The sequence below is a fragment of the Streptomyces sp. NPDC058697 genome, from assembly GCF_042715345.1.
GTDB lineage: Bacteria > Actinomycetota > Actinomycetes > Streptomycetales > Streptomycetaceae > Streptomyces > Streptomyces liliifuscus.
In genome coordinates this window covers 126,144-148,890 of record NZ_JBHXSU010000001.1, presented here as the reverse complement: position 1 = coordinate 148,890, position 22,747 = coordinate 126,144, and the positions used below count along the sequence as shown (strand labels likewise).

Annotated in this window: 20 protein-coding genes; 4 read left to right on the top strand and 16 right to left on the bottom strand. The window is 69.8% G+C overall.

Annotated elements, in window-relative coordinates:
• Nucleotides 1-11: 11 nt before the first annotated feature.
• From ACFWXQ_RS00650 to ACFWXQ_RS00640, 3 genes are read right to left on the bottom strand one after another with little or no spacing between them, the layout of a single operon-like run.
• Nucleotides 12-1,031 carry a biotin-dependent carboxyltransferase family protein gene (locus ACFWXQ_RS00650; RefSeq protein WP_383953656.1) on the bottom strand — a complete coding sequence of 340 codons (1,020 nt, stop codon included), beginning with the start codon at nucleotides 1,029-1,031 and terminating at the stop codon, nucleotides 12-14.
• Nucleotides 1,024-1,779 carry an allophanate hydrolase subunit 1 gene (locus ACFWXQ_RS00645; protein ID WP_383953658.1) on the bottom strand — a complete coding sequence of 252 codons (756 nt, stop codon included), beginning with the start codon at nucleotides 1,777-1,779 and terminating at the stop codon, nucleotides 1,024-1,026. Before ACFWXQ_RS00645 ends, ACFWXQ_RS00650 begins: the two co-directional genes overlap by 8 nt.
• 1 nt (nucleotide 1,780) lies before the next feature.
• The gene (locus ACFWXQ_RS00640; protein ID WP_383953660.1) at nucleotides 1,781-2,563 is read right to left on the bottom strand and encodes a LamB/YcsF family protein; all 783 of its coding nucleotides are present in this window, start codon (nucleotides 2,561-2,563) and stop codon (nucleotides 1,781-1,783) included.
• A 311-nt stretch (nucleotides 2,564-2,874) separates the two neighbouring features.
• On the opposite strand from ACFWXQ_RS00640, the gene nac reads away from it, so the two are divergent.
• Complete coding sequence (gene nac, locus ACFWXQ_RS00635; protein WP_383953663.1) at nucleotides 2,875-3,825, top strand: nitrogen assimilation transcriptional regulator NAC; 951 nt, start codon at nucleotides 2,875-2,877, stop codon at nucleotides 3,823-3,825.
• Nucleotides 3,826-3,965: 140 nt separating this feature from the next.
• Nucleotides 3,966-5,003 carry a 2-hydroxyacid dehydrogenase gene (locus tag ACFWXQ_RS00630; RefSeq protein ID WP_383953665.1) on the top strand — a complete coding sequence of 346 codons (1,038 nt, stop codon included), beginning with the start codon at nucleotides 3,966-3,968 and terminating at the stop codon, nucleotides 5,001-5,003.
• Between the two features lie 52 nt (nucleotides 5,004-5,055).
• On the opposite strand, the gene ACFWXQ_RS00625 is transcribed toward ACFWXQ_RS00630, so the two are convergent.
• The 12 genes from ACFWXQ_RS00625 to ACFWXQ_RS00570 all read right to left on the bottom strand — a co-directional run bounded on the left by ACFWXQ_RS00625 (nucleotide 5,056) and on the right by ACFWXQ_RS00570 (nucleotide 18,492).
• Entirely contained in the window at nucleotides 5,056-6,054 is a 999-nt protein-coding gene (locus ACFWXQ_RS00625) for a sugar phosphate isomerase/epimerase family protein (protein WP_383953667.1), read from the bottom strand.
• A 27-nt stretch (nucleotides 6,055-6,081) separates the two neighbouring features.
• The gene (locus tag ACFWXQ_RS00620; protein ID WP_383953669.1) at nucleotides 6,082-7,278 is read right to left on the bottom strand and encodes a Gfo/Idh/MocA family protein; all 1,197 of its coding nucleotides are present in this window, start codon (nucleotides 7,276-7,278) and stop codon (nucleotides 6,082-6,084) included.
• A 149-nt stretch (nucleotides 7,279-7,427) separates the two neighbouring features.
• Nucleotides 7,428-8,924, bottom strand: a complete 1,497-nt coding sequence (locus ACFWXQ_RS00615) for a CoA-acylating methylmalonate-semialdehyde dehydrogenase (RefSeq protein WP_383953671.1) — start codon at nucleotides 8,922-8,924, stop codon at nucleotides 7,428-7,430.
• Nucleotides 8,925-8,953: 29 nt separating this feature from the next.
• Nucleotides 8,954-10,837 (bottom strand): 3D-(3,5/4)-trihydroxycyclohexane-1,2-dione acylhydrolase (decyclizing), encoded by a 1,884-nt coding sequence (gene iolD, locus ACFWXQ_RS00610; protein ID WP_386267208.1) that lies wholly within the window; start codon nucleotides 10,835-10,837, stop codon nucleotides 8,954-8,956.
• A complete protein-coding gene (gene iolB, locus ACFWXQ_RS00605; protein WP_383957421.1) occupies nucleotides 10,837-11,730 on the bottom strand; it encodes a 5-deoxy-glucuronate isomerase in 894 nt (297 codons plus the stop codon). Before iolB ends, iolD begins: the two co-directional genes overlap by 1 nt.
• Nucleotides 11,727-12,599, bottom strand: a complete 873-nt coding sequence (locus tag ACFWXQ_RS00600) for an aldolase (RefSeq protein WP_386267207.1) — start codon at nucleotides 12,597-12,599, stop codon at nucleotides 11,727-11,729. The genes iolB and ACFWXQ_RS00600 overlap by 4 nt, the downstream gene beginning before the upstream one ends.
• A 4-nt stretch (nucleotides 12,600-12,603) precedes the next feature.
• The gene (gene iolC, locus ACFWXQ_RS00595; protein WP_383957435.1) at nucleotides 12,604-13,629 is read right to left on the bottom strand and encodes a 5-dehydro-2-deoxygluconokinase; all 1,026 of its coding nucleotides are present in this window, start codon (nucleotides 13,627-13,629) and stop codon (nucleotides 12,604-12,606) included.
• 295 nt (nucleotides 13,630-13,924) lie between these two features.
• Nucleotides 13,925-14,782: a sugar phosphate isomerase/epimerase family protein gene (locus tag ACFWXQ_RS00590; RefSeq protein WP_383957469.1), complete on the bottom strand. Its 858-nt coding sequence runs from the start codon at nucleotides 14,780-14,782 to the stop codon at nucleotides 13,925-13,927.
• Nucleotides 14,783-14,926: 144 nt separating this feature from the next.
• Complete coding sequence (locus ACFWXQ_RS00585) at nucleotides 14,927-15,904, bottom strand: ATP-binding cassette domain-containing protein (protein ID WP_386267205.1); 978 nt, start codon at nucleotides 15,902-15,904, stop codon at nucleotides 14,927-14,929.
• A 5-nt stretch (nucleotides 15,905-15,909) separates the two neighbouring features.
• Nucleotides 15,910-16,983 (bottom strand): ABC transporter permease, encoded by a 1,074-nt coding sequence (locus tag ACFWXQ_RS00580; RefSeq protein ID WP_386267203.1) that lies wholly within the window; start codon nucleotides 16,981-16,983, stop codon nucleotides 15,910-15,912.
• Between the two features lie 5 nt (nucleotides 16,984-16,988).
• Nucleotides 16,989-18,008, bottom strand: a complete 1,020-nt coding sequence (locus ACFWXQ_RS00575; protein WP_383948142.1) for a sugar ABC transporter substrate-binding protein — start codon at nucleotides 18,006-18,008, stop codon at nucleotides 16,989-16,991.
• Nucleotides 18,009-18,231: 223 nt separating this feature from the next.
• Nucleotides 18,232-18,492, bottom strand: a complete 261-nt coding sequence (locus ACFWXQ_RS00570) for a hypothetical protein (protein ID WP_383948145.1) — start codon at nucleotides 18,490-18,492, stop codon at nucleotides 18,232-18,234.
• Between the two features lie 193 nt (nucleotides 18,493-18,685).
• Here ACFWXQ_RS00570 and ACFWXQ_RS00565 point away from each other — a divergent pair, with 193 nt between their 5' ends.
• The gene (locus ACFWXQ_RS00565) at nucleotides 18,686-19,717 is read left to right on the top strand and encodes a LacI family DNA-binding transcriptional regulator (RefSeq protein ID WP_383948148.1); all 1,032 of its coding nucleotides are present in this window, start codon (nucleotides 18,686-18,688) and stop codon (nucleotides 19,715-19,717) included.
• A gap of 347 nt (nucleotides 19,718-20,064) precedes the next feature.
• The gene (locus tag ACFWXQ_RS00560) at nucleotides 20,065-21,702 is read left to right on the top strand and encodes an ABC-F family ATP-binding cassette domain-containing protein (RefSeq protein ID WP_383948151.1); all 1,638 of its coding nucleotides are present in this window, start codon (nucleotides 20,065-20,067) and stop codon (nucleotides 21,700-21,702) included.
• A 144-nt stretch (nucleotides 21,703-21,846) separates the two neighbouring features.
• Here ACFWXQ_RS00560 and ACFWXQ_RS00555 read toward each other — a convergent pair whose 3' ends face one another.
• Nucleotides 21,847-22,725: a geranyl diphosphate 2-C-methyltransferase gene (locus ACFWXQ_RS00555; protein WP_383948154.1), complete on the bottom strand. Its 879-nt coding sequence runs from the start codon at nucleotides 22,723-22,725 to the stop codon at nucleotides 21,847-21,849.
• Nucleotides 22,726-22,747: the final 22 nt, after the last annotated feature.

The following is a 22,747-nucleotide window of genomic DNA, read 5'->3' as shown; positions in this document are numbered from 1 at the left end:
CTGCTGGCAGGTTACGGGGAGACGGGGACGGTGCGTGCGGGGCTTGAGGGGATGCGCAGGGCGTCGAAGACGGTGCGCACCCGGTTCTGGAGGGTGTGGACGGCGCTTCGCTGGGAGCGGTGGGCGGCCACCGCCTCGGCGACGGTCCTGCGCCGGAAGCGGACGGCCTGGCCCGGTCCTACCTGGCCGAGCGCGGACAGTCCTGTCGCGGTCACGACGGCCAGTACCGGATAGCCGGCGGTGACACCGCGGCCGCGGTGCAGGACGAGCAGCTCGTCGCCCGCGGGGACCTCGACGGCTCCGACGGGGACACCGCGCGAGAGCACCTCGCCGGTCGCCACGCGCCGGGGCACGTCACCGGCCATCCGCAGTCCGATGTGGTTGCTCTGCGCACTCACGGTGAACTCCGACCGGAACAGCCGGTCCGCCGTGTCACCGAACTCGGCGAGGTCGGGGCCCTCGGACACGTCGATCGTCCACGGCGACGGGATGCGGGTGGTGGGGAAGCGGGGCACCGGTGCCCGCAGCCGGAAGAGCGGGATGCGGTACTCCGGATGGTCGACGGGCGGGCAGTGCTGCCGGAGGCCGAGCTCGTCGCCGTCGCGCAGTCGGTGGCCGAAGCCGAGAATCGTGTCGGGGGCGCAACTGCCCTGCAGGGAAGGGGTGTTCACCGAGCCGAGCACGGCCAGGTAGACCCGGATGCCATGGCGGATACCGCTGATCCGGATCGTCTCGCCGGACCGTACGGAGAGGGGCTCCCACCGCGGTCGTACGACACCGTCGACGGTCAGGTCCGCGGGCGCGCCGGTCACCGCGACGAGGACGTCGGTCGACGGTGTGCAGCTGAAGTCCAGGGCGGTGATCTCCAGCAGCGGCGCGCCCTCGTCGTTGCCGCAGAGCACGTTGGCGACGCGGGCGGAGTGCTGGTCGAGCGCGCCGTTGACCGGCAGGCCGTATCGGGAGCGCCCGAACCGGCCCAGGTCCTGCACGGTCGCCATACCGGCCCGGAGGATGTTCAGGGTGTCAGCCATGCGACACCGCCAGGGAGCGGCCCGCGTGGTCGTCCCACTGCTCGGGCGTGATGGGTACGAAGCGAAAGGTGTCGCCGGGCCGGTACGCGGTCAGCGGGTCGGCGTCGAGGTCCTCCAGGACGCGCAGGGGCGTGCGGCCGAGCAGGGGCCAGCCGCCGGGCGACGGCATCGGGCAGATCACGGCCTGCCGCCCGGCCACCGCGACCGAGCCGGGCAGCACCCGGGTGCGGGGCGAGGACAGGCGCGGTACGGGCCGGGGGAACGCCGGGCCGTCCATCATCGGGGCGCCGGCCGGTGCGCCGAGACAGCGGACGGTGAGGTCCGCGGCGGAGTGCAGCTCCACGACCTCCCGCTCGCTCAGCCCCAACTGGTCGGCGACGACGGGAAGATCGGGGCCGAACTCGCCGCCGTAGACGACCGGGACGACGAAACGCCGGGCCGCGGGCGGCGTCACCGGACCCTCGCCGAGCCGGTCCGCCTCGTGCCGCAGCACCCGCCGTACCGTGTCGTGATCGGTGTCGACGCAGTCGAACTCGACGAGCAGCGAGTCGTAGGTGGGCACGATGCCGTGCACCCCGGCCGGTTCTACCGCGTCGAACGCGTCGGCCAGCGCGTGCACGATCCGCCAGGCACGCTCGGCATCCATGCCGACGGCCTTGGCCACGACGGCCGAGTCGCCGCAGTCCACGATCACGACGCTGCCGCGCGCGGTGTCGGCGCTGTCGACGATGCCCGTACCGCTGTCCATGTCAGGCGGCCTTTCCGTCGAGCACGTCGGCCAGAGCCGTGATCTCGACGTCGGCGGCGAGCAGGTCCTGGCGCACACGGTGGGCGAGGGAGATCGCGCCGGGGGTGTCGCCGTGCAGCAGCACGGTGTCGCAGTCGACGGGGATGTCACGCCCGCCGACGCTGCGTATGACGCCCTCGGTCACCATGCGGATCGTCCGCTCGGCGATCTCCTTCTCCTCGTCGATGACCGCGCCGGGTTCGCTCCGCGGCACCAGCGTGCCGTCGTCGCGATAGGCCCGGTCGGCGATCCCGACGATGCCCACCCGCAGGCCGCGGGCGCGTGCCGCGTCGGCGAGCTCGCCGTCCTGGGCCAGGACGATCAGCGACGGGTCGAGGGAGGCGACCGCGTCCGCGACGGCCGCCGCGTAGTCGGGCCGGGTCGCGACCAGGTTGCCCAGCCGGCCGTGCGGCGCCACATGCCGAAGACCGGTGCCGTTCGACACGGCGAACGCCTGGAGCGCGCCGACCTGGTAGAGCACGTCGGTGCGGACCTCGTCCGGTGTCACGTCCATCGCGCGGCGGCCGAACCCGACGAGATCGGGAAAGCTGGGATGCGCGCCCACGGCCACGCCGCGCTCCACGCAGTGGCGGACGGTGGCGTCCATGATCCGTGGATCGCCCGCGTGGAACCCGCAGGCGATGTTGGCCGATGTCAGCACATCGAGGAGGGCCTCGTCATCGCCCATCGTGTAGGCGCCGAACCCCTCGCCGAGGTCGGCCACGAGATCAACCCTGTGCGTCATGACATCCTCCGGACAGAAGAAGAAAACGGCGGCGCCGCATTGCCGTTCAGGCGCTCTTCGGGCGGGGTCTGCACGCCGCCTGAAAAGAGGAATTAACGGGGCCGACACATTTCCTGCGAGATACGCGAGCCGTTCGTTCGAGCGACCTCGAAATCGCGTTTCGGTGAACGTAGTCCGAACGCGAGGAGGCGGCAAATACCCGTTGTGCGTGACGTAATCACCGTTGGATATGACGTGGAGCACAACGCGCCAAGGGTCGTCCGGCGGCCCCGCGCCTACCATGAGGCTCCGTCCCCGCTGGAAGGCCGCACATGGACACCAGGCGTCTCTACTCGTTCGTGAAGATCGTGGATGCCGGGAGCATCACGCGCGCGGCGGACATCCTGCACATCGCGCAGCCCGCGCTCAGCCAGCAGCTCTCGGCGCTGGAGGCCCAGTTCAAGCAGCAGCTGCTGATCCGCAGCAAACGCGGTGTGGCCCCGACCGAGGCGGGCCGTGCGCTGTACCGGCACGCGCAGCTCATCCTGCGCCAGATCGACCTCGCCCACGCGGCGGTCGACATCTCCGGACGGGCGCCCGCGGGCAGCGTCTCGGTGGGCCTCGCCCCCTACAGCATGGGAGCGGCGCTCGCGCTGCCCCTGCTCAGGAGCGTGCGCGAGCGCTACCCCGACATCCTGCTGCACATCAACGAGAACTTCGGCGGAGTGATCAGCGAGGCGATCATGACCGGCCGGATGGACATGGCGTTCATCTACGGGGCCGGGCCGCTGCGGGGCGTGCAGTTCGAACCGCTGCGTACCGAGGACCTGTTCCTGATCGCCGCGCCGGGCGGGTCCGTGCCGCCAGGGGACGGCGACGTCTCCCTCGAAGAGCTGGCCGGCGTCCCGCTGCTGCTGCCCAGCCGCATCCACACCATCAGACAGGTCGTCGACGCCGCGTTCCAGCACGCCTCGCTCGAACCCAGGGTGGTCGGCGAGATCGAGTCGGTCCTGACCCTGATCAGCGCGGTGGGCGCCGACGTCGGCGCGACGGTCCTGCCCTGGTCCGCGGCGCGCGCGACCCTCGACGTACAAAATCTCGTGGTACGCCGGATCGTCAATCCGACGATCACGGTGAAACTCTCCCTGTGCACCTCCGACCATCAGCCGCTGTCGGAACCCGCGCACGCCGTGCACGACCTCTTCCATGAATTGATCACGGAATTCGGTGAGGACGCCGCCTTCGGGGATGCCGCGATGGAGTCTTCGAAGTCTTCGGATTAATGCATCCCGATTTTCGATGACGTCACGCAAATCGGCTATTTGTTGCTCCGGAATGTGCTGACTAGCGTCTTCACGAATCGAATCGAACTCAATCGACTTCACTGATTTCGTGAAACGCGGATCAAGCACGGGAGAAACAGATGAAGCAGCGTGTGCTCACCACCCGGGCCGCCCTCCCCGGCGGGGGAATCGCCCGCCTGGCGTCCCACGCCGAGGTCGTGGCGTGGCCGGGGACGAGCAAGCCCGAACCGCGCGATCTGGCCGAACTGGCGAAGGGCGCGAGCGCGATCCTGGCCCTGGGCAACGACCGGGTCGACGCCGCCCTGCTGGACGCGGCCGGGCCCGCGTTGCAGGTCGTCGCGCTGGCGAGCATGGGCTACGACGCGGTCGACCGGGACGCGGCGGCCGAACGCGGAGTCGTGGTCACCCACACCCCCGGCGTTCTCGCCGAGACCACCGCCGACCTCACCTTCGCGCTCATCCTCATGGCCCGCAGGCGACTCGGCGCCGCCCGTGACTCCCTGGCCGCCGGTCAGTGGGGGCTGTTCCGGATGGACGACTACCTGGGACTGGACGTGCACGGTGCCACGCTCGGCCTGATCGGCTACGGCCAGATCGGACGGGCCGTGGCGCGCCGCTCCCAGGGCTTCGGAATGCGGGTCCTGCACCACGACCCGTACGCACCCGACGACGCCCTCTCCACAGCGGTGGACCTGCCCACGCTGCTCGCCGAGGCCGACGTCGTCTCGCTGCACGTCCCCCTCACCCCGCAGACGCGTCACCTCATCGGCGCCGCCGAACTGGCGGCCATGAAGCCCACCGCCACCCTCGTCAGCACCTCGCGCGGTGGAGTCGTGGACGAGGACGCACTGCTGCGGGCCCTGCGCGACGGGAGCATCCACTCGGCGGGCCTGGACGTGTTCGAGCGCGAACCCATGGGCCAGGAACTCTCCCCGCTGGTCGCCGAGCCCCACGCGGTCACGCTTCCGCACATCGGTTCCGCCACCGAGGCCACGCGGGCGGCGATGGTTGACCTCGCCGTGGACAACATTCAGGACGTGCTCGCCGGAGGCCCGGCGCGCACACCGATCCCGGGCGGTGCGGCCACTCCGGGACAGGACAGGGCCCCGGGACAGGACAAGGCCCCGCGCCCGGTGAGTGGGCGCGGGGCCAGGTGACGCGGGTCGGAACTCGGCCCGTGCGGGGGTCGGAACGCGGCCCGCGAGTGGGTCAGAGCGCGGCGGCCGCGCTGTGCAGGTTCTTGGCCGCCAGCGCGAGTCCCTCGGTCTGGGAGTAGGCCGCGTCCTCGTGCTCGATGTTCACGGCCATGTCCGGGTCGATCTCCGCGAGGGCACGCAGGAACTCGGTCCAGAAGGGGACGTCGTTGCCGTTGCCGACGGCGACGAACTTCCACGCCGGGTTCTCCGGCCAGGCGTTGCACCAGAACCCGTAGCCGGTGGGCACCTTGCCCGGCGCGTCGGCGGGCACGCGAGTGAACGACGTGTCCAGTACGCCACGGATGTCGGCGCCGGCGCAGAGCGTCGCGTCCTTCGCGGCGGCGTGGAACACCAGCGGGCCCAGCCACTTGATGGAGGCGACGATGTCCATGCCCTGCCACATCAGGTGGGAGGGATCCATCTCCGCGCCGACGTTCGTCAGATCGCCCGCGTCGACCAGCCGCTTGAGGGTGACGGGGGAGAACACCACGTTGTGCGGGTGCATCTCGATGGCGACCCGGACGTCGTTCTCCCGGGCCAGCGCGTCGATCTCCTTCCAGAACTCGACGGCCACGCCCCACTGGTAGTCCAGGACGTCCATGTAGACGCCGTCCCACGGGTTCACGACCCAGGACGGGTACTTGGCGTCGGGGTCGGAGCCCGGTGTGCCGGACATCGTGACGACGTGCTTCACACCGAGCAGGCCCGCGAGCCGGATGGTGCGGCGCAGATCGTCGGCGTGCTTGGGCCCGACGCCCGGGAGCGGGTTGAGCGGATTGCCGTTGCAGTTGAGCCCGGTCAGTTCCAGCCCACGCTCGGCGAAGGCCGCCAGATACTCCTCGCGCGCCTTGGCCGAGGACAGCAGCAGGTCGACAGGGCAGTGCGGGGACGGGATGAAGCCACCGGTGTTGACCTCCACCGAGGTCAGCCCGTTCTCCCTGAGTATGTCGAGGGCCTCGGGGAGGGTGCGGTCGTGCAGACAGGCGGTGTAGGCGCCGAGCTTGAGAGCCATGTGTCTGTTCCTTCTGTGCGGGAGGGGTCAGGCGGCGGGCGGAACCGTGACGGCGGCACCGCCGTTGCTGGAGGACTCGACGACTGCCCGGATGATCTCCATGGTCCGCAGCGCGTCGGCGAAGGTGGCGCAGGCCGGCCTCGGGTCGGCGGCGCACGCGAGCTGGTCGAGGAAGGCACGGGCCTGGTACGTGAAGTTGTCGGCGTTGCTGGCGCCCACACCCGGCGCCTCCATCGGGACCCCGCCCGCGAAGTATGGCATCTGCGGACCGGCGATGATCTGCCGGGCACCGCGCGTACGGGCCTCGGGCTGGGCGTCGTCGAAGAGGTACTCGGCGGGCCGGTGCTGGTCGAACGCGGCCCGGCCACCGAGGCCCAGGACGTCGAAGGCGAGCCCGTTGGGCAGACCGAAGCCGGTGCGGGTCACCGAGAAGGTGCCGACCAGCCCCGACTCGAAGCGGGCGGTGAACGATGCGGTGTCCTCGTTCTCGACCTCACCGAACTCGTCGGAGACCGGAGCGGCGTTGTGCCCGACGACCGCGCCCAGCGGCAGCGGCCGCTTGGCGATCTGCGTCGACAGCGAGGCACCGGAGACCGAGGTGATGGGACCGGCGACGTACTCGGCTACGTCGATGACGTGCGAGCCGACGTCACCGAGCGCACCGGAACCGGGGCCGCCCTTGAACCGCCAGGTCAGCGGGCCCTTCGGGTCGGTCGCGTAGTCGCACCAGTACCGGCCGCTGAACAGCGAGAGATCGCCCAGCTCGGCGCGCCGGACATGCTCGCGGATCGCCGCGATGCCGGGGGACCGCCGGAAGGTGTACCCGACAGCGGTCACCACCTCGGCGGTGCGCTCCAACTCGGCCATCGCACGGGCGTCCTCCAACGACCCGGCCAGCGGCTTCTCGCACAGCACGTGCTTGCCCGCGGCGACCAGCGCCTCCGCGATCGGGCGGTGCAGGGCGTTGCCCACGACGATGCTCACCGCGTCGATCGTCGGGTCCTCGACGACGGCCTCCCAGCTCGGGAGCGCCTTCTCGTACCCGTAGCGGCGGGCGGCGTCCTCGGCGAGTTCGGTGTTGGCGTCGGCGATGGCGGCAAGGCGGACCGGCGGCAGGCCGGCACCGAAGACCGTGTTGACGTTGCGGTAGCCGGCGGCATGGCTGCGGCCGGCCATGCCGGCTCCGATCACCGCGACGGAGATGGGTTCGGCGGACGTGGTCATGGCGGGGCCTTTCAAAAGGAAGGGACGTGTCAGCGGGAAGGGACGTGTCAGCGGGAAGGGACGTGCCAGCGGGAACGGACGTGCCAGCGGGAACGGACGTGCCAGACGGCGGGGACGGGGCAAGGGGAGGGCGTGGGAAGGGCGAACCGTCAGCTGGAAGTGGGGAAGTTGAAGCCTGCGGTCACCTGCTGTGCGGGCTGCGGCCAGCGCGTGGTGACGACCTTGGGCCGCGTGTAGAAGCGGATGCCCTCGGGGCCGTGGATGGGGGAGTCCCCGATGAGGGAGTCCTTCCAGCCGCCGAAGGAGTAGTACGACATCGGCACGGGCACCGGCACGTTGACGCCGATCATCCCGACCTTGACGTTGCGCTGGAAGCGGCGCGCGGCCTCGCCGGAGCCGGTGAACAGGGCGGTGCCGTTGCCGTACGGGTTGTCGTTGATGACGCCGATCGCCTCGTCGAGGGTGTCGACCCGGACGACGGCGAGAACCGGTCCGAACAGCTCTTCCTTGTAGGCGTCCATCTCTGTCGTGACGTGGTCGAGGAGGGACGGGCCGGTGAAGAAGCCGCTCTCGTGACCGTCGATCTTCAGGCCGCGACCGTCGACGACGACTGTGGCACCCTGCGTGGCGGCGGTGCCGACGGCGTTCTCGACGCGCTCCTGCGATGCCTTGGTGACCAGCGGACCCATCTCGATGCCGGGAACGTCACCGGGACCGACCTTCACCTCCCCGGCCTTGCGCTCCAGGATCTCGACCAGATCGTCGGCCGCGTCACCGACCGCGACGGCGACCGACACAGCCATGCACCGCTCACCGGCGGATCCGTACGCGCCCGCCGTGATGTGGTTCGCGGCGAACTCCAGGTCGGCGTCGGGCAGGACGACGGCGTGGTTCTTGGCTCCGCCGAGCGCCTGGACACGCTTGCCGTGCGAAGTGGCCGTCTCGTGGACGTACCTGGCGATCGGCGTCGAACCCACGAACGAGACGGCCTCGATACCGGAGTGTGTGAGGATCGCGTCGACCGCTTCCTTGCCGCCGTGTACGACGTTGAAGACGCCGTCGGGCAGTCCGGCCCGCTTGTAGAGCTCGGCGACGAAGTTCGCGGCTGAGGGGTCGCGCTCGCTGGGCTTGAGGATGAAGGTGTTGCCGGTCGCGATGGCCATCGGGTGCATCCAAAGAGGCACCATGGCAGGGAAGTTGAACGGCGTGATGCCCGCGACGACCCCCAGCGGCTGACGGAAGTTGTGCACGTCCACACCGCGCGAGACCTGGTCGGAGAAGGACCCTTTGAGGACGTCGCCGAGTCCGCAGGCGAACTCCACGACCTCCCGGCCGCGCGTGATCTCGCCGCGCGCGTCGTCGACCGTCTTCCCGTGCTCGGCGGAGATGATCCGGCCCAGCTCCTCCTCGTGCTCCACGAGGAGTTGCCGGAAGGCGAACATCACCTGGGTGCGCCGGGTGAGCGACGACTCGGACCAGGTCTCGAAGGCGGCGGTGGCGGCTGTGACGGCCGCGTCCACGTCGGCGGCGGAGGCCAGGGCGACCCGGGCCTGTTCCTGGCCGGTGGCCGGGTTGAACACGGGGGCCGTCTCCGGGCTGGTCCCGGCGGCGGGGGAGCCGTTGATCCAGTGCTCGATGGTCTTCACGGTGCGGGTTTCCTTTGCGGGGACGGGACTTACAGGTAGTGGCGCTGGGCCTGCTTGCGGGCGGTGTACGTCTCGTACGCGTCACGGGTGGAGTCCAGGGCGGAGGCCTGGCTCACCGGCACGTCCCACCAGCCGTGGCCGGGCGGGTTCGGCCCGTACAGGTCGGTCTCGACGTGCACGACCGTGGTGCGGGTGGCCGCCTTCGCCTTCTCCATCGCGGCACGGAACCCGTCGACGGAGGTGGCGTGCAGGACGTCCGCGCCGAGCGAGGAGGCGTTGGCGGCGAGGTCGACGGGGAGTACGTCACCGTCGAGCAAGCCCGAATCGCCGTTGCGGAAGCGGTACTTGGTGCCGAACCGCTGTGAGCCCAGCGCCTCCGACAGCGAACCGATGGAGGCGAAGCCATGGTTCTGGACGAGGACGATGATGACCTTCAGGCCCTCGGAGACCATGGTCACGATCTCCTGAGCCATCATCAGATACGAGCCGTCACCGACGAGTACGACGACCTCGCGCGAAGGGTCGGCCATCCTCGCACCGACGCCGGCGGCGACCTCGTATCCCATGCAGGAGTACGCGTACTCGACGTGGTAGGCCTTCGGATCCCGCGCCCGCCACAGCTGTTGCAGGTCGCCGGGCATGGAACCGGCGGCGTTGATGACGACGTCACGGTCGCCCAGGACGTTGTTGAGCGCGCCGAGTATCTGGGTCTGGGCGGGCAGTTCACCGGTGTGCCGGTCGGCCGCGAAGCACTCCTCCTCGATCTCCCTTGTGCGGGCGATGAGTTGGCGTGTGCGGTCGCGGTACTCGGGGGCGACCTCCCAGTCCGTCAGCGCGCCCGCGAGAGCCTGGATGCCGAGCCGGGCGTCGGCCACCAGCGGTTCCGCCGAGTGCTTGACGGCGTCCAGGCGTGCCACGTTGAGGTTGACGAACGTGACGTCCGGGTTGCCGAAGACGGTGTGGCTGGCGGTCGTGAAGTCGCTGTACCGGGTGCCGATACCGAGGACGACGTCCGCCTCGCGTGCCAGCTCGTTCGCCGCGTACGAGCCGGTCGAGCCGATGCCGCCGACCGCGTACGGGTGGTCCCAGGGCACCGCGCCCTTGCCGGCGTGGGTGTCCGCCACCGGAATGCCGGTGGCCTCGGCGAAGGCGCGCAGCTGGGTCTCGGCGCCGGAGTAGACGGCACCGCCGCCGGCCACGATCAGCGGCCTGCGGGCACCGCGCAAGAGGCGCGCGGCCCGCTCGACGGCGGCGGCCTCCGGCACCGGGCGGCCCACATGCCAGACCCGGCGCCGGAAGAAGGAGACGGGCCAGTCGTACGCCTCGGCCTGGACGTCCTGGGGCAGCGAGAGCGTGACGGCTCCGGTCTCGACCGGGTCGGTGAGCACCCGCATCGCGGCCAGTGCGGCCGGGATCAGCTGCTCGGGCCGGGAGATCCGGTCGAAGTACTTGGACACGGCCCTGAAGGTGTCGTTGACCGTGACGTCTCCGCCGCGGGTGTCCTCCAGCTGCTGGAGGACGGGGTCGGCGGCGCGGGTCGCGAACATGTCGCTGGGCAGCAGCAGGACGGGGATCCGGTTGGTCGTCGCCAGGGCCGCGCCGGTGATCATGTTGGTCGAGCCGGGTCCGGTGGAGGCGGTGCAGGCGAAGGTGGCCAGCCGGTCGCGCATCTTCGCGTACGCCACCGACGCGTGCACCATGCCCTGCTCGTTGCGGGCCAAGTAGTAGGGCAGGTCGGCCTCTTGGGTGACCGAGGCCTGAAGGAGCGCCTGGCCCAGACCGGCCACGTTGCCGTGCCCGAAGATGCCCCAGACCCCGGGGATCAGCCGCTGCTCCTGGCCGTCCCGCTCGCTGTACTGGTTCGCCAGGAAGCGCACGAGGGCCTGTGCGGTGGTGAGCCTGATCGTTTCCATCACTCGGTCTCCTTGGCCCCGAACGGCAGCCGGGAGTCGGTCGGCCGGGACTCCCAGGTGCCGCGGACCCACCCGTGGGCGGGGTCGTCGCAGATCAGCCAGGCGCGGTCCTGTCCGGGGCCCGCCATGACGTTGAGGTAGTAGAGGTCGTAGCCGGGTGCGGCGATCGACGGGCCGTGCCAGCCGTGCGGGATCAGGACGGTGTCGCCGGTACGGACCTCGGCGAGCACGTCGATCGGCCGCTCCGGGGTGCCGTACACCCGCTGGTAGGCGAAGCCGTCCTCGCCCGCGACCTGGAAGTAGTAGATCTCCTCCAGCTCGGACTCGACCGGGTTGCCGCTGTCGTCCGTGCGGACCTCGTCGTGCTTGTGCGGTGGGTACGAGGACCAGTTGCCGCCCGGGGTGAGCACCTCGCACACGAGCAGCTGCTCGGCGTCGAACGTGCCCGGCAGGCAGTAGTTGTTGACCTGGCGGGAGCACGCACCGGCGCCGCGCAGCTCGACGGGCACGTCCTCCTTGCGCCCGTACCGAGCCGAGTGACCTCCCCGCTCGGTACGGGCGGAGGGCAGCGCGAACAGACCTCCCTGCGCGCTGCTGATCAGGGCCTCCGACTCACGCGGCAGATACGCGAAGTCGGTGGCCGAGGCGAACACGCCTGTCCGACCGGCGAGTTCGAAGGCCCTGCCGTCCGTGGTGACGGTGCAGGAGCCCGTCAGCGGCAGGACCAGGAACTCGGAGTCCCCGGTGGACAGGGCGTGCGCCTGGCCCGGCCTCAGGGTCAGGATCCTGAGGCCGGAGTATCCCCAGCCCGCCGACTCGGGCGTGACCACGAGGTCGTACGGACCGTCGGCCGAAGTCCCGTGGGGGAGGTGGTACTTGCTCGTGTCGCTCACAGCAGGCTCACCGCCCGGTCCACCGCGCCGGCCACGTCGCCGTCCGAGGGATAGAGCAGGGAGCGGCCCACCACCAGGCCCTGCGCGGTGGGCTGCTTGAGGGCCTTGCCCCAGGAGGCGAAGGCCGCGTCCGGGTCGGTGACCTCGCCGCCCAGCAGGAGCGCCGGCAGGGTGGAGGCGGCCAGAACGCGCTCCATGTCCTCCACGACCGGCAGCTTCAGCCAGGTGTAGGCGGTGCGGCGGCCGAGCCCCGAGGCGATGGTGACCGACTTGACGACGGCATCGGTGGAGAGGTCGTTGCGGACCCTGCCGTCCTGCCAGGTCGAGAGGAACGGCTCGACCAGCGCGGTGAGTTGACGGTCATTCAGCTCGTCTATGGCCCGGGCGGTGTTCTCCAGGACAGACGGTGTCGCCGGGTCCTGGAGGGCGATGCGGGTGAGCATCTTGCCGCCGTCGAATCGCATCGCGGCGATCGTCTCGGCGTCGTAGCCGGTGAAGCGGTCGTCGATCTCGAAGACCGACCCGGCGAGCCCGGCCCGGTTCATCGAGCCGAAGACACTCTTGCCGTCGAGTACGCCGAGCAGCAGCAGGTCGTCCAGGATGTCCGCGGTGGCCAGCACACCGGTCACGCCGGGCCGTTCCAGGGCGACGCACAGGCGGTCCAGCAGCTTGAAGCGGTCGGCCATGGCGGTGGGGTCGCCGCCGACACCGTTGGCGCCGCGCGCGGGATGGTCCGCCGCGATGATCATCGCCTTGCCGTGCTCGCCCAGCAGCGAGGTGGCCCGTACGCGTCGCGCGGCGGCCGCCGCGACGGCACCGGGATCACCGACCCGGGCCTCCACGATCCGGCTCACGTTGTCAGACAGCACGTCGTCACACCTCTCGCTGAGGGTCGTCGAGGGAGCCGGGCGAACCGGGGGAGCCGGACGGGGAAGGGGAGGGGACAGGGGAACCGGAGGCGGCTGCGCGGAGCTTCGCCTCCACCTCGGCCTCGGTCGGCATGGCATCGGAGCAGGACAGCCGGCCCGCGACGATGGCGCCGGCGGCGTTGGCGAAGGCGACGGTGCGGCGGGTGTCCCAGCCGGACAGCAGACCGTGGCAGAGCGCGCCGCCGAAGGCGTCACCGGCGCCGAGGCCGTTGACGACGTCCACCGGAACCGGCGGGATCTCGGCGGTCGAGCCGTCCCGGTTCATGGCGAGCACACCCTTGGGCCCCTGCTTCACCACGGAGAGTTCGACCCCGGCGGCGAGCAGCGCCTTCGCCGCCGCGTACGGCTCGCGCTCACCGGTGGCGACCTCGCACTCGTCGAGGTTGCCGACCGCGACGGTGGTGTGCCGCAGGGCCTCGGCGTAGTACGTACGGGCCGCCGCCGGGTCCTTCCAGAACATCGGCCGCCAGTCGAGGTCGAAGACCGTCGTCCCCGCCTTCGCCCGGTGTGCCAGGGCGGCGAGGGTGGCCGAGCGGCTCGGGTTCTCGCTCAGCCCGGTTCCGGTGATCCAGAAGACGCGGGCGTCGCGCACTGACGCGAGGTCGAGCTCGTCGGAGCGGATGTCCAGGTCGGGGGCCTTCGGGAGGCGGTAGAAGTAGAGCGGGAAGTCGTCCGGCGGGAAGATCTCGCAGAAGGTCACCGGGGTCGGCGCGATGTCCGACGTACTGACGAAGCGGGTGTCGACGCCGTAGCCGTCCAGGGCGGTGCGGACGAAGTCCCCGAACGGGTCGCGGCCTGTCTTGGTGATCACGGCCGCGGAGTGCCCGTAACGGGCGGCGGCGACGGCGACGTTGGTCGGGCTGCCGCCCAGGTACTTGCCGAACGAGGTGACCTCGGCCAGTCCCACGCCCGTCTGGAGCGGATACACATCCACTCCGACGCGGCCCATGGTCAGCACTTCCAACGGCATAACGCGGTTTCCCTTCGCTCCGGAGACCCCCGGGGACGGTGGACTTAAAGCGCTTTAAAAGCGCCTACAGCGGAGAACGATGCCTTCGCTTAAATGTCCTGTCAATAGGTTGTTACTACGGGATTTCGCCTGGCGGCTCGGGCCTGATCCGCAGGTCAGGCCCGAGCAGGGAGGGGGCACGCGTACGGCATCGGGCATGCCCGGGTGCCGCCGGACGCCCGAGGGGCGTGAGTGCCGGGGTGCCCGGACCCGTCAGGGGACCCGCCGGCGTCCGGCTGGGAACTGTCGGTGCTTGTCAGGACCCGGCGGTCAGGTATCCGTCGATCTTCTCGCGCATGAACCGCGAGGACTCGTGGGCGCGTTCCTCCCACGCGAACACGCAGGCGGTCAGCGTGCCGTCGAAGTTGTTCGCCTTCAGCTCCCGGAAGAGCTCGCCGAAGTCGACCTCGCCCTGCCCGATGTCCAGGTGCTGGTGGATCCGCGCGGGTGTGCCGGGCGGATTGAGGATGTACCGGTTGCCGGATGACGCCGTGTGGTCGAACGCGTCGGCGAGGTGAACATGGGTCAGCAGGTCCCCGGCGTACTGGATGATGCCGGGCGCGTCGTTGCCGATGTGGAAGGTGTGCGGGGCGCAGTACAGGAACGTGACGTTGGGGTGGTTGATGCCCCGGATCAGGTTGACCGCGTCGTAGCCGTTCTCGATGAAGTCGTCCGGGTGCGGTTCCAGGGCCAGGTGGATGCCCTCGCGCTCGAAGACCGGGAGGAGTTCGTCGAGGCTCTTCCAGAACTGCGCCTCGCTGCGGTCGGCCTGCTCCGGGCGGCCGTTGAACTCGGAGATTGTGCTGTCCACACCGAGGTCGGCGGCGATCTGGATGGACCGCTTCCAGTACCGTACGGCGGCCTGTCGGTCGTCCTCGTCCGGCCCGGACCAGCGGAACAGGGGCAGCATCGAGGAGATGCCTACGCCCGCCGCGTCCAGGGCCTTGCGGAACTTCCGTACGGTCGCGTCGTCGACACGGGGATGCCGGAAGAACGGAATGAAGTCCTCGCGGGGTGAGAGCTCGATCCACTCATAGCCCAACTCGGCTACCACGGCCGGTAGTTCGAGCAGCGGGGTGTCGCGGATCATGTACGGATCGAGGGCGATCTTCATGAGGGAATGCCTTCGGGTCGGTGGGGGACGGTTGAGCGTTGGGTCGGGGCGCACTGGGCGGCCAGTGCGCGGTGGTTCTCGGTGTGGTTGTCCGCGGTGCAGTGGTTCTCGCGCCGGGGACGGCAGCCGGTGCGTTCGCCGCTGTCAGCCTTTTCCTTCGGCAGAGGCAGAGGCAGAGGCAGAGGCAGAGGCAGAGGCAGAGGCGGCGGTGGCTGCGGTGGTGGGTGTCTTGAGGTCTGCCGCTTCGGGGAGTTCTTCGACATCCACGCCGCGGACCTGGGCCAACTCGTGCTTCAGCGCGGCGAGTTCGGCGCCGCCTGCCATGTGGTTGGTGAGTTCTTCGAGGCTGACGTCGGCGCGGGCGGCGGAGAGTTCCATGGTGCCCAGGCGCAGGACGCTGAAGTGGTCGCCGACCATGTAGGCGTGGTGGGGGTTGTGGGTGATGAAGATGACGCCCAGGCCGCGGTCCCGGGCCGCGGCGATGTACTTCAGCACCACGCCGGACTGTTTGACGCCGAGGGCTGCGGTGGGTTCGTCGAGGATGAGGACGCGGGCGCCGAAGTAGACGGCGCGGGCGATGGCCACCGACTGGCGCTGGCCGCCGGAGAGGGTGCCGATGGGCTGGTCGAGGTCGTCCAGGATGATGCCCATGTTGCGCAGTTCCTGGTCCGCCGTCGCCTTCATCTTCGCGATGTCCAGGCGGCGGATGGGCCAGGGGCCTTTGGTCATCTCGGAGCCGAGGAAGAAGTTCCGCCATACCGGCATGAGGGGGACGGTGGCGAGGTCCTGGTAGACGGTGGCGATGCCCTTGTCCAACGCTTCGCGCGGGTTGCTGAGCTGTACCGGGTGGCCGTCGATGAGGAACTGGCCTTCGGTGTGCTGGTGCAGGCCGGAGATGATTTTGATCAGGGTGGACTTGCCGGCGCCGTTGTCGCCGAGCACGCAGGTGACCTGGCTGGGGTGGACGGCCAGGTCGACGCTGTGCAGGGCACGGACGTTGCCGTATGCCTTGCCGGCGCCGCGCAGTTCGACGGTGGGTGTGCCGTTCGCGGGCGCGGTGTTCCTGGGGGCCGTCCCGTTGGACGAGACCGGTCCGTCGGCGGTGATGGGGTTGGTGGTCATGAGGGTTACCTCCGGGTGGCCTGGCGGCGGACCCACAGATTGACGAGGGCGGCGAGCAGGAGCATGACGCCGAGGAAGGCCTTGAACCAGTCGGGGTTCCAGTTGGCGTAGACGATGCCCTGGGAGACCATGCCGAAGATGAACGCGCCGATGACCGGGCCGATCGCGGAGCCGTAGCCGCCGGTGAGCAGGCAGCCGCCGATGACCGCGGCGATGATGTACAGGAACTCGTTGCCGACGCCCTCGCCGGACTGGACGGTGTTGAACGAGAACAGGATGTGCATCCCGACGAACCAGGCACCCGCGCCGACGCCCATGAACAGGGCGATCTTGGTGAAGGTGACCGGGACGCCGACCGCACGCGCGGATTCCTTGTTGCCGCCGGTGGCGAAGATCCAGTTGCCGAACTTGGTGCGCAGCAGCAGCCAGGTCGCGGCCGCCGCGAACACGAACCAGTAGAAGACGGTGATCTTGACGTCGACGCCGCCGATGCTGATCTCGGACGCGAAGACCTTCTTGGCCTGGTCGAAGCCGTCCATGTCACTGATCGAGTCGGTCGCGACGTTCCCGGTGAAGATCTTCGTGATCGCGAGGTTGCCGCCCTGCAGGATCAGAAACGTGCCCAGCGTGATCAGGAACGACGGCAGACCTGTCCTGACCAGCAAGTAGCCGTTGAAGGCGCCAATGGCCAGCGACACCGCCAACGCGACGATCACGCCAACCCATACGTTCATTGACAGTTGGAAGCTCCACATGCTGGCCGTCAGTGCCGAGGTCGTCACGGCCACACCGGCGGAGAGGTCGAACTCCCCGCCGATCATCAGCAGCGCCACCGGCAGGGCCATGATGCCCATCACCGACGATTCGTAGAGCACGTTGGCCAGCGAACCGGCCTCGCGGAACGGCGAGGCGACCGCGAAGAAGAAGATGTACACGGCGATCGCCGCGATGAGCGCGCCGATCTCGGGGCGGGCCGCCAGCCTGCGGGTCAGGGAGCGTTCCGAGGTCCGGCCGTCCTTCGGAGCGGCCGGCGGAGCCGGCGACGAGGAACCCGTCGCCGGTGCCGTTGCCTGGGACATGGAAATCACCGAGTGCCCTTCGCTGCGAACTTCGCGATGGCCTCGACATTGGACTTGTCGACGAACGCCGGACCGGTCAGCACCGGCTCCTGGCCACCGCCACTGAAGTTGCCGTTGGTCTTGTAGAGCCACAGCGAGTCCACGGACAAGTAGCCCTGCAGGTAAGGCTGTTGGTCGACGGCGAACTCGACGTCACCGCCCTTGATGGCGCTGACCATCTCCTTGTTGAGGTCGAAGGTCGCCACCTTGGCCTTGCTGCCCGACTCGGAGACCGACTGCACGGCGGTCAGCGCGAACGGAGCGCCGAGCGTGACCACGGTGTCGATCGACGTGTCCTGCTTGAGCTTGGCGCTGATCGTCGACTTCACGGCCGGCATGTTCGTGCCGTTCACGTACAGGTTCGTGGTCTTGCCCTTGAACGTCTTCTTCACACCCGCGCAGCGCTGCTCCAGGCCGACGTGACCCTGGACCTGGATGACACAGATGTTGTTCTTGGCGCCGGTCTCGTTGAGCTTCTCGCCGAACGCCTCACCGGCGACCAGCTCGTCCTGGCCGAAGAACTCCAGGAGGCCCTGGTCCTTCCACTGGTCCATGCCGGAGTTGAGGCCGACGACCGGGATGCCCGCCTTGCGCGCCTTGGCGATGACGTCCTTCATGGCGTCCGGCTTGGCCAGGGTGACCGCGATGCCGTCGACCTTCTGGTCGATCGCGTTCTGGACGAGGCTGGCCTGCGTCGACGCGTTCTCGTTGTTGGAGTAGATGAGCTTGACGTTGTCCTTGGCCGCGGCGGCCTGGGCGCCCTTGCGGATGATGTCCCAGAACGTGTCCCCGGGAGGCGCGTGAGTGACCATTGCGATGGTCATGCGGGGAGTGTCGGCCTTGCCGACAGCCGCGTCGCCCGAACCCTCCTCGGCCTTCTTGCCACCGGAGCTGCTGGAACAGCCGGCGAGGACCAGAGCGGCCGCGGCGGCCACGGCCACTGCGGGGACGATTCTGCGGGAGCGGGGAAGGGATGTGCGGTTCATGGTTCGTGCACCTCACTGTGCATCTGGTCGGGAAAGTGGAGCCGCGGCTGCTGGTTGGGCCGGGGTGGTCGCGAGCGCCTCGGTCAGGTTCGCGGTACAGGTGGGGAGAGCGGGCTGAACCCGGTTCGGCGGGTCCCTGAGGTGCCTGGTGGCGCCTGAGGTCCGACCGTTTCCGGACGCAGGCCCTCGATCCGGTCGACCTCGCGGTCCCCGGACTCGACCTTCACGACCCTGTCGGGTGGAGAGCGTGCGGAGGCTTCGGGAACGTTGTTCGTAAGGCGTTGCCGCGCCCGGTACCGGCATGCGGGGAGCGGTGGCGGCGGACCGTGCCGTGGACGAGCGCCTTGTGGGCGTCGGCGGCGGCCGGGCGCCTCTCGGGCGCCCCGGTGTCATGCACGGCCGGGGCCGTTCGACAGCCGCCCGGGCGGGTGCGGTCGGCCATGCCGGCGTCGATGACACCGATTCCGATCGACTGCTTCCTCACTGAAGGCTCCTCTCCGGCGCGCGAGGCGCTGTGGCAGGGGAGTCGGAGAGCGCGATCCGTGGGGTGCCGCGCTCCCGAGCTGACTACGTTGGAACAACAGGACAATTTAAAGCGCTTTAAGTCCTGGTACTATCGGCTCGTTTCGTGAGCGTGTCAAGGGTGTTGCGCGGGGAGATTGCTCAGGGAGGTATCAGTGGATGACGTCGATTCCGCGCGTGACCGGAACGGCACGGGCAAGCGTCCCCGGCTGGAGGACGTGGCCGCCAGGGTGGGGCTTTCGACGGCGTCGGTGTCCCTCGTCCTGCGCGGTGTGTCCGGCCCCAGCGAGCGGACGCGACAGCGGGTCCTGAAGGCCGCCGCCGATCTCGGCTATCAGGTGGACCGCACCGCGAGCCTGCTGGCCAGCAGACGCACCCGGCTGCTCGGCGTCATGGTGGACGTCCACCGTCCCTTCCACGCCGAACTGGTCGAGCACCTGCACACGGCCGCCGAGGCGGTCGGCTACGACCTCGTTCTCAGCACCCAGACCCGTACCCGCGACGAGCACACCGCCGTCGAGACGCTGCTGGCCTTCCGTAGCGAGGCCATGATCCTCCTCGGCCCGACCGTCCCCGCCGACACCCTCGCCGCCCTCGACCGCAAGTCCCCCGTCATCGCCGTCGGCCGCCGGATCGCCGACGCCGCCCTGGATGTCGTACGTACGGCGGACGACGACGGAGTGGGCCAGATCGTGGACCATCTGGTGGGCCTCGGACACCGTGCGATCGCGTACGTCGACGGCGGCAAGGGTGTCATCGCCACCGACCGGCGCCGGGGCTACCGCACCGCCATGCGTCGCCACGGCCTGGACGCGAACATACGGGTCCTGCACGGTGACCACACCGAGGCGGCGGGCGAGCGCGCGGCCCGCAAGCTCCTCGACGGCGATGCCCTGCCAACCGCTGTCGTGACCTACAACGACCAGTCCGCCATCGGTGTGCTGGCAGCCCTCGCCCGAGCCGGTGTCGCTGTCCCGGGTGAGGTGTCCGTGGCCGGCTACGACGACGACACACTCTCCCGACTGAGCTGCTTCAACCTGACCACCGTCAGCCAGAACGCCGAGGAGCAGGCGCGGCACGCGGTCGCCGCCGCCGTCGAACGCCTCGACCACGGCCGCACCGAGCCCCGCGAGGTCGTACTCCCTCCGCAACTTGTCATTCGCGGCACGACGGCCGAGCCCGCGTGACCGAGCCCACGTGACGGAGCCCGCCGGACCAACCTCGCCTGACTGACTTGGCCTGACCGACTCCGCCTGCTCCGGCCCCACGGCACAGCCGGTCACCGTGCGCCGTGCGCCGAAATCCCGTCGCGACACATGCGGCGGGTTGTTAGCCTGGATGCATGAGTTACGTCCTCTACCTCTGACCGGGCCCCAGGCTCCGCTCCTCACACCACAGCTGAGGCGCCGGGAGCCGTGATGTCGCCCGCGGTCCCGCCCTGTTCCGGGCCTGGCCGTTCGTCAGATCGAAGGCGCGCTTCCACCCCCTCCACAACACAGGGGTGACGTGTGCCTCCTTCCGGAGGAAGAACAACGTGACCACTCTCAACCTGCCTGCCCGCGATCGGGCCCAACTGACCTGCACGGGCGTCCGCGTCGACCGCGGTGGCCGCACCGTCCTGCACCAGGTCGACATGAAGGTCGCCCCGGGATCGCGCTGGGGCGTCGTCGGCGAGAACGGACGCGGCAAGTCGACCCTGCTGCATGTACTCGCCGGCACCCTGGCACCCGACGAGGGGACCGTGCACCGCGTGGGCACGCTGGCCCTGGCCGAGCAGGAGATGCCGGCCGAGGACGAGCGTACGGTCGGCGACATCGTCGACGAGCACCTCGCCGATGCCCGCGCCGCCCTCCGGCAGCTGGACACCGCAGCGACGGACCTCGCCGAAGCGCGGCCCGGTGCCGAACAGGACTACGCCGAGGCCCTGGAAGCGGCGCAGGCACTGGACGCCTGGGACGCCGACCGCCGGGTCGATGTCGCCCTCGCGGGGCTCGGCGCAGTCAGCGACCGCACCCGTCTCCTCGCCACCCTCTCCGTCGGACAGCGCTACCGGATCCGGCTGGCCTGTCTACTGGGCGCCGAGTACGATCTCCTGCTGCTTGACGAGCCGACCAACCACCTCGACCTGGCGGGTCTTGAGTACCTCACCGCCAGGCTGCGCGCCCACTCCGGCGGTGTCGTCGTGGTCAGCCACGACCGGGCGCTCCTGTCGGACGTGGCCACCACGATCCTCGACCTCGATCCCACCCGCGACGGCAGCCCGCGCGTCTACGGCGGCGGGTACACCGGCTACCGCGAGGGCCGCGAGGCCGAACTGGCCCGGTGGGAGGCGGAGTTCGAACTGCAGCAGACCGAACACGCCCGCCTCAAGCAGGCGCTGTCCGAATCGCAGAACCGGCTGATCAGCGGCTGGCGCCCGGACAAGGGCACCGGCAAGCACGCGCGGGCCACCCGCGCCGGTGCGCTGGTCCGCTCCGTCCACCGGCGTCAGGACGACCTGGAGCAGCACAAGGTCACCGCACCCGTCCCGCCGCAGCGCTTCCGTCTGCCCGAACTGCCCGCTCGGCCGGGCGTCGTCCTGCTGCGCGCGGAGGAGGTGACCGTCGACGGGCGGCTGCACCGACCGACCGGCCTGACGGTGGCATCCGGCGACCGGCTGGCGGTCACCGGGCCGAACGGGGCGGGCAAGTCCACGCTCCTGTCCGTCCTGGCCGGGCAACTCACCCCCACCACAGGCAGGTTGCACCGCTCGCGCAAACTGCGTCTGCACCTGCTCGGACAGGAGTCGCCGCGAGCGACGCACCGGCGGGCCCACGACCTCTACCACCAGCACACCGCGCGACTGGTCAGCACCGGTGTCCTCAAGGAGGGCGAGGTGACAGGGCTCGGCGCGCTGGGCCTGCTCAGCTCACGCGATGCCAACAAGGCCGTGGCCGAGCTGTCCATGGGACAGCAGCGCCGTCTCGACCTGGCCCTGGCTCTCGCCGCCCGCCCGCACGTCCTTCTGCTGGACGAGCCCACCAACCACCTGTCCATCGCCTTGGTCGACGAACTCACCGACGCTCTCCACACCACCGAAGCGGCCGTCGTCCTGGCCACCCACGACCGTCAGATGCAACGCGACATCCACACCTGGCCGCACCTGCCACTGACGCTTCCCCGTCCTTGTTGACGGTGAGCGTGTAGAAGCCGCCGGTGCCGCCGCTGCACATCCCGCACCGGCCGTCGCCACGGCGCAGACCGGGTTCCGCGACCGGTCTGCGCCGACTTCCTCGGTGGTGCGTCAGTGGTGCGTTGGTGGTACGCGGGTGGTACGTCAGACGCGGTCGGCCGCGATCAGCAGGTACTGGAAGCTGCCGTTCTTGTACGCGGTGAGGAACGTGTCCTCGATGCCCGTGACCAGGTGGTCGGCCTGCTTGCGGAGTTCCCAGTAGGGGAGGGCGTCGGCGGTCAGGTCCTGTACATGGACGGGCACCAGCCGGTTCCGGGCCATCGCGCGGAAGTACTCCGACCGTGGGTGGATGTCGCAGATGTAGTGGGCGTTGATGAGGGACACCTCGCGGGAGGCCCGTCCGTAGGCGTCGTTGTAGCAGCCGGTGATCGTCACATAGCGTCCGCCGCGGCGCAGCAACCGGGCGTGCTCGGCGAAGAGCAGGTCCAGTTCCACGTACATGGTGGACTCGTTGTTCCAGGACGCCGCGTACGCGCCCGACCGGAAGCCGGTGTCCAGCATGTTCCGGTGGTGATAGGCGACCTTGTCGTCGATACCCCGCTTGCGGGCCTGAGCGTTGGCGAACTCGGCCTGCTTGGCCGAGATGGTGACTCCGTCGGCATGGCAGTCGTACCGCAGGTTGGCCACCACGCTGCCGCCGCCGCGTCCACAGCCGGCGTCGAAGACGCGGTCGGTGGGGGCGAGGGGGCCGAGGTGGGAGGAGAGGAGCACGGCCTGTTCCTGCTCCAGACGGTGGAGTTCGGCGGTGAGCCGCTGCCTGCGCAGGTCGGGGTCGGTCTCGTCGAGCACGGACCGGTCGGCGGCGCCGATGCCGTAGTGATGGTGGTAGAGGTCGTCGATCCTGCCCAGTTCGAGGTTGACCGGGTTCTCCTCGGCGTTCCAGTAGTCCGCGACGCGGGTCTGGTACGTGGACTGGGTGGGCACCGGGGCTGCAGTGGTGCGTGCGTGGGGGGCGGTGGTCAACGGTGACTCCTCGTGATGGTGC

Bases quoted from the DNA above. Each gene is read 5' to 3' on its own strand.
- ACFWXQ_RS00620 (WP_383953669.1), bottom strand. From the start codon at position 7,278: ATGACCACGTCCGCCGAACCCATCTCCGTCGCGGTGATCGGAGCCGGC.
- ACFWXQ_RS00580 (WP_386267203.1), bottom strand. From the start codon at position 16,983: ATGTCCCAGGCAACGGCACCGGCGACGGGTTCCTCGTCGCCGGCTCCG.
- ACFWXQ_RS00650 (WP_383953656.1), bottom strand. From the start codon at position 1,031: ATGGCTGACACCCTGAACATCCTCCGGGCCGGTATGGCGACCGTGCAG.
- nac (WP_383953663.1), top strand. From the start codon at position 2,875: ATGGACACCAGGCGTCTCTACTCGTTCGTGAAGATCGTGGATGCCGGG.
- ACFWXQ_RS00590 (WP_383957469.1), bottom strand. From the start codon at position 14,782: ATGAAGATCGCCCTCGATCCGTACATGATCCGCGACACCCCGCTGCTC.
- iolC (WP_383957435.1), bottom strand. From the start codon at position 13,629: ATGCCGTTGGAAGTGCTGACCATGGGCCGCGTCGGAGTGGATGTGTAT.
- ACFWXQ_RS00575 (WP_383948142.1), bottom strand. From the start codon at position 18,008: ATGAACCGCACATCCCTTCCCCGCTCCCGCAGAATCGTCCCCGCAGTG.
- ACFWXQ_RS00585 (WP_386267205.1), bottom strand. From the start codon at position 15,904: ATGACCACCAACCCCATCACCGCCGACGGACCGGTCTCGTCCAACGGG.
- ACFWXQ_RS00640 (WP_383953660.1), bottom strand. From the start codon at position 2,563: ATGACGCACAGGGTTGATCTCGTGGCCGACCTCGGCGAGGGGTTCGGC.
- ACFWXQ_RS00625 (WP_383953667.1), bottom strand. From the start codon at position 6,054: ATGGCTCTCAAGCTCGGCGCCTACACCGCCTGTCTGCACGACCGCACC.
- iolD (WP_386267208.1), bottom strand. From the start codon at position 10,837: ATGGAAACGATCAGGCTCACCACCGCACAGGCCCTCGTGCGCTTCCTG.
- ACFWXQ_RS00630 (WP_383953665.1), top strand. From the start codon at position 3,966: ATGAAGCAGCGTGTGCTCACCACCCGGGCCGCCCTCCCCGGCGGGGGA.
- ACFWXQ_RS00645 (WP_383953658.1), bottom strand. From the start codon at position 1,779: ATGGACAGCGGTACGGGCATCGTCGACAGCGCCGACACCGCGCGCGGC.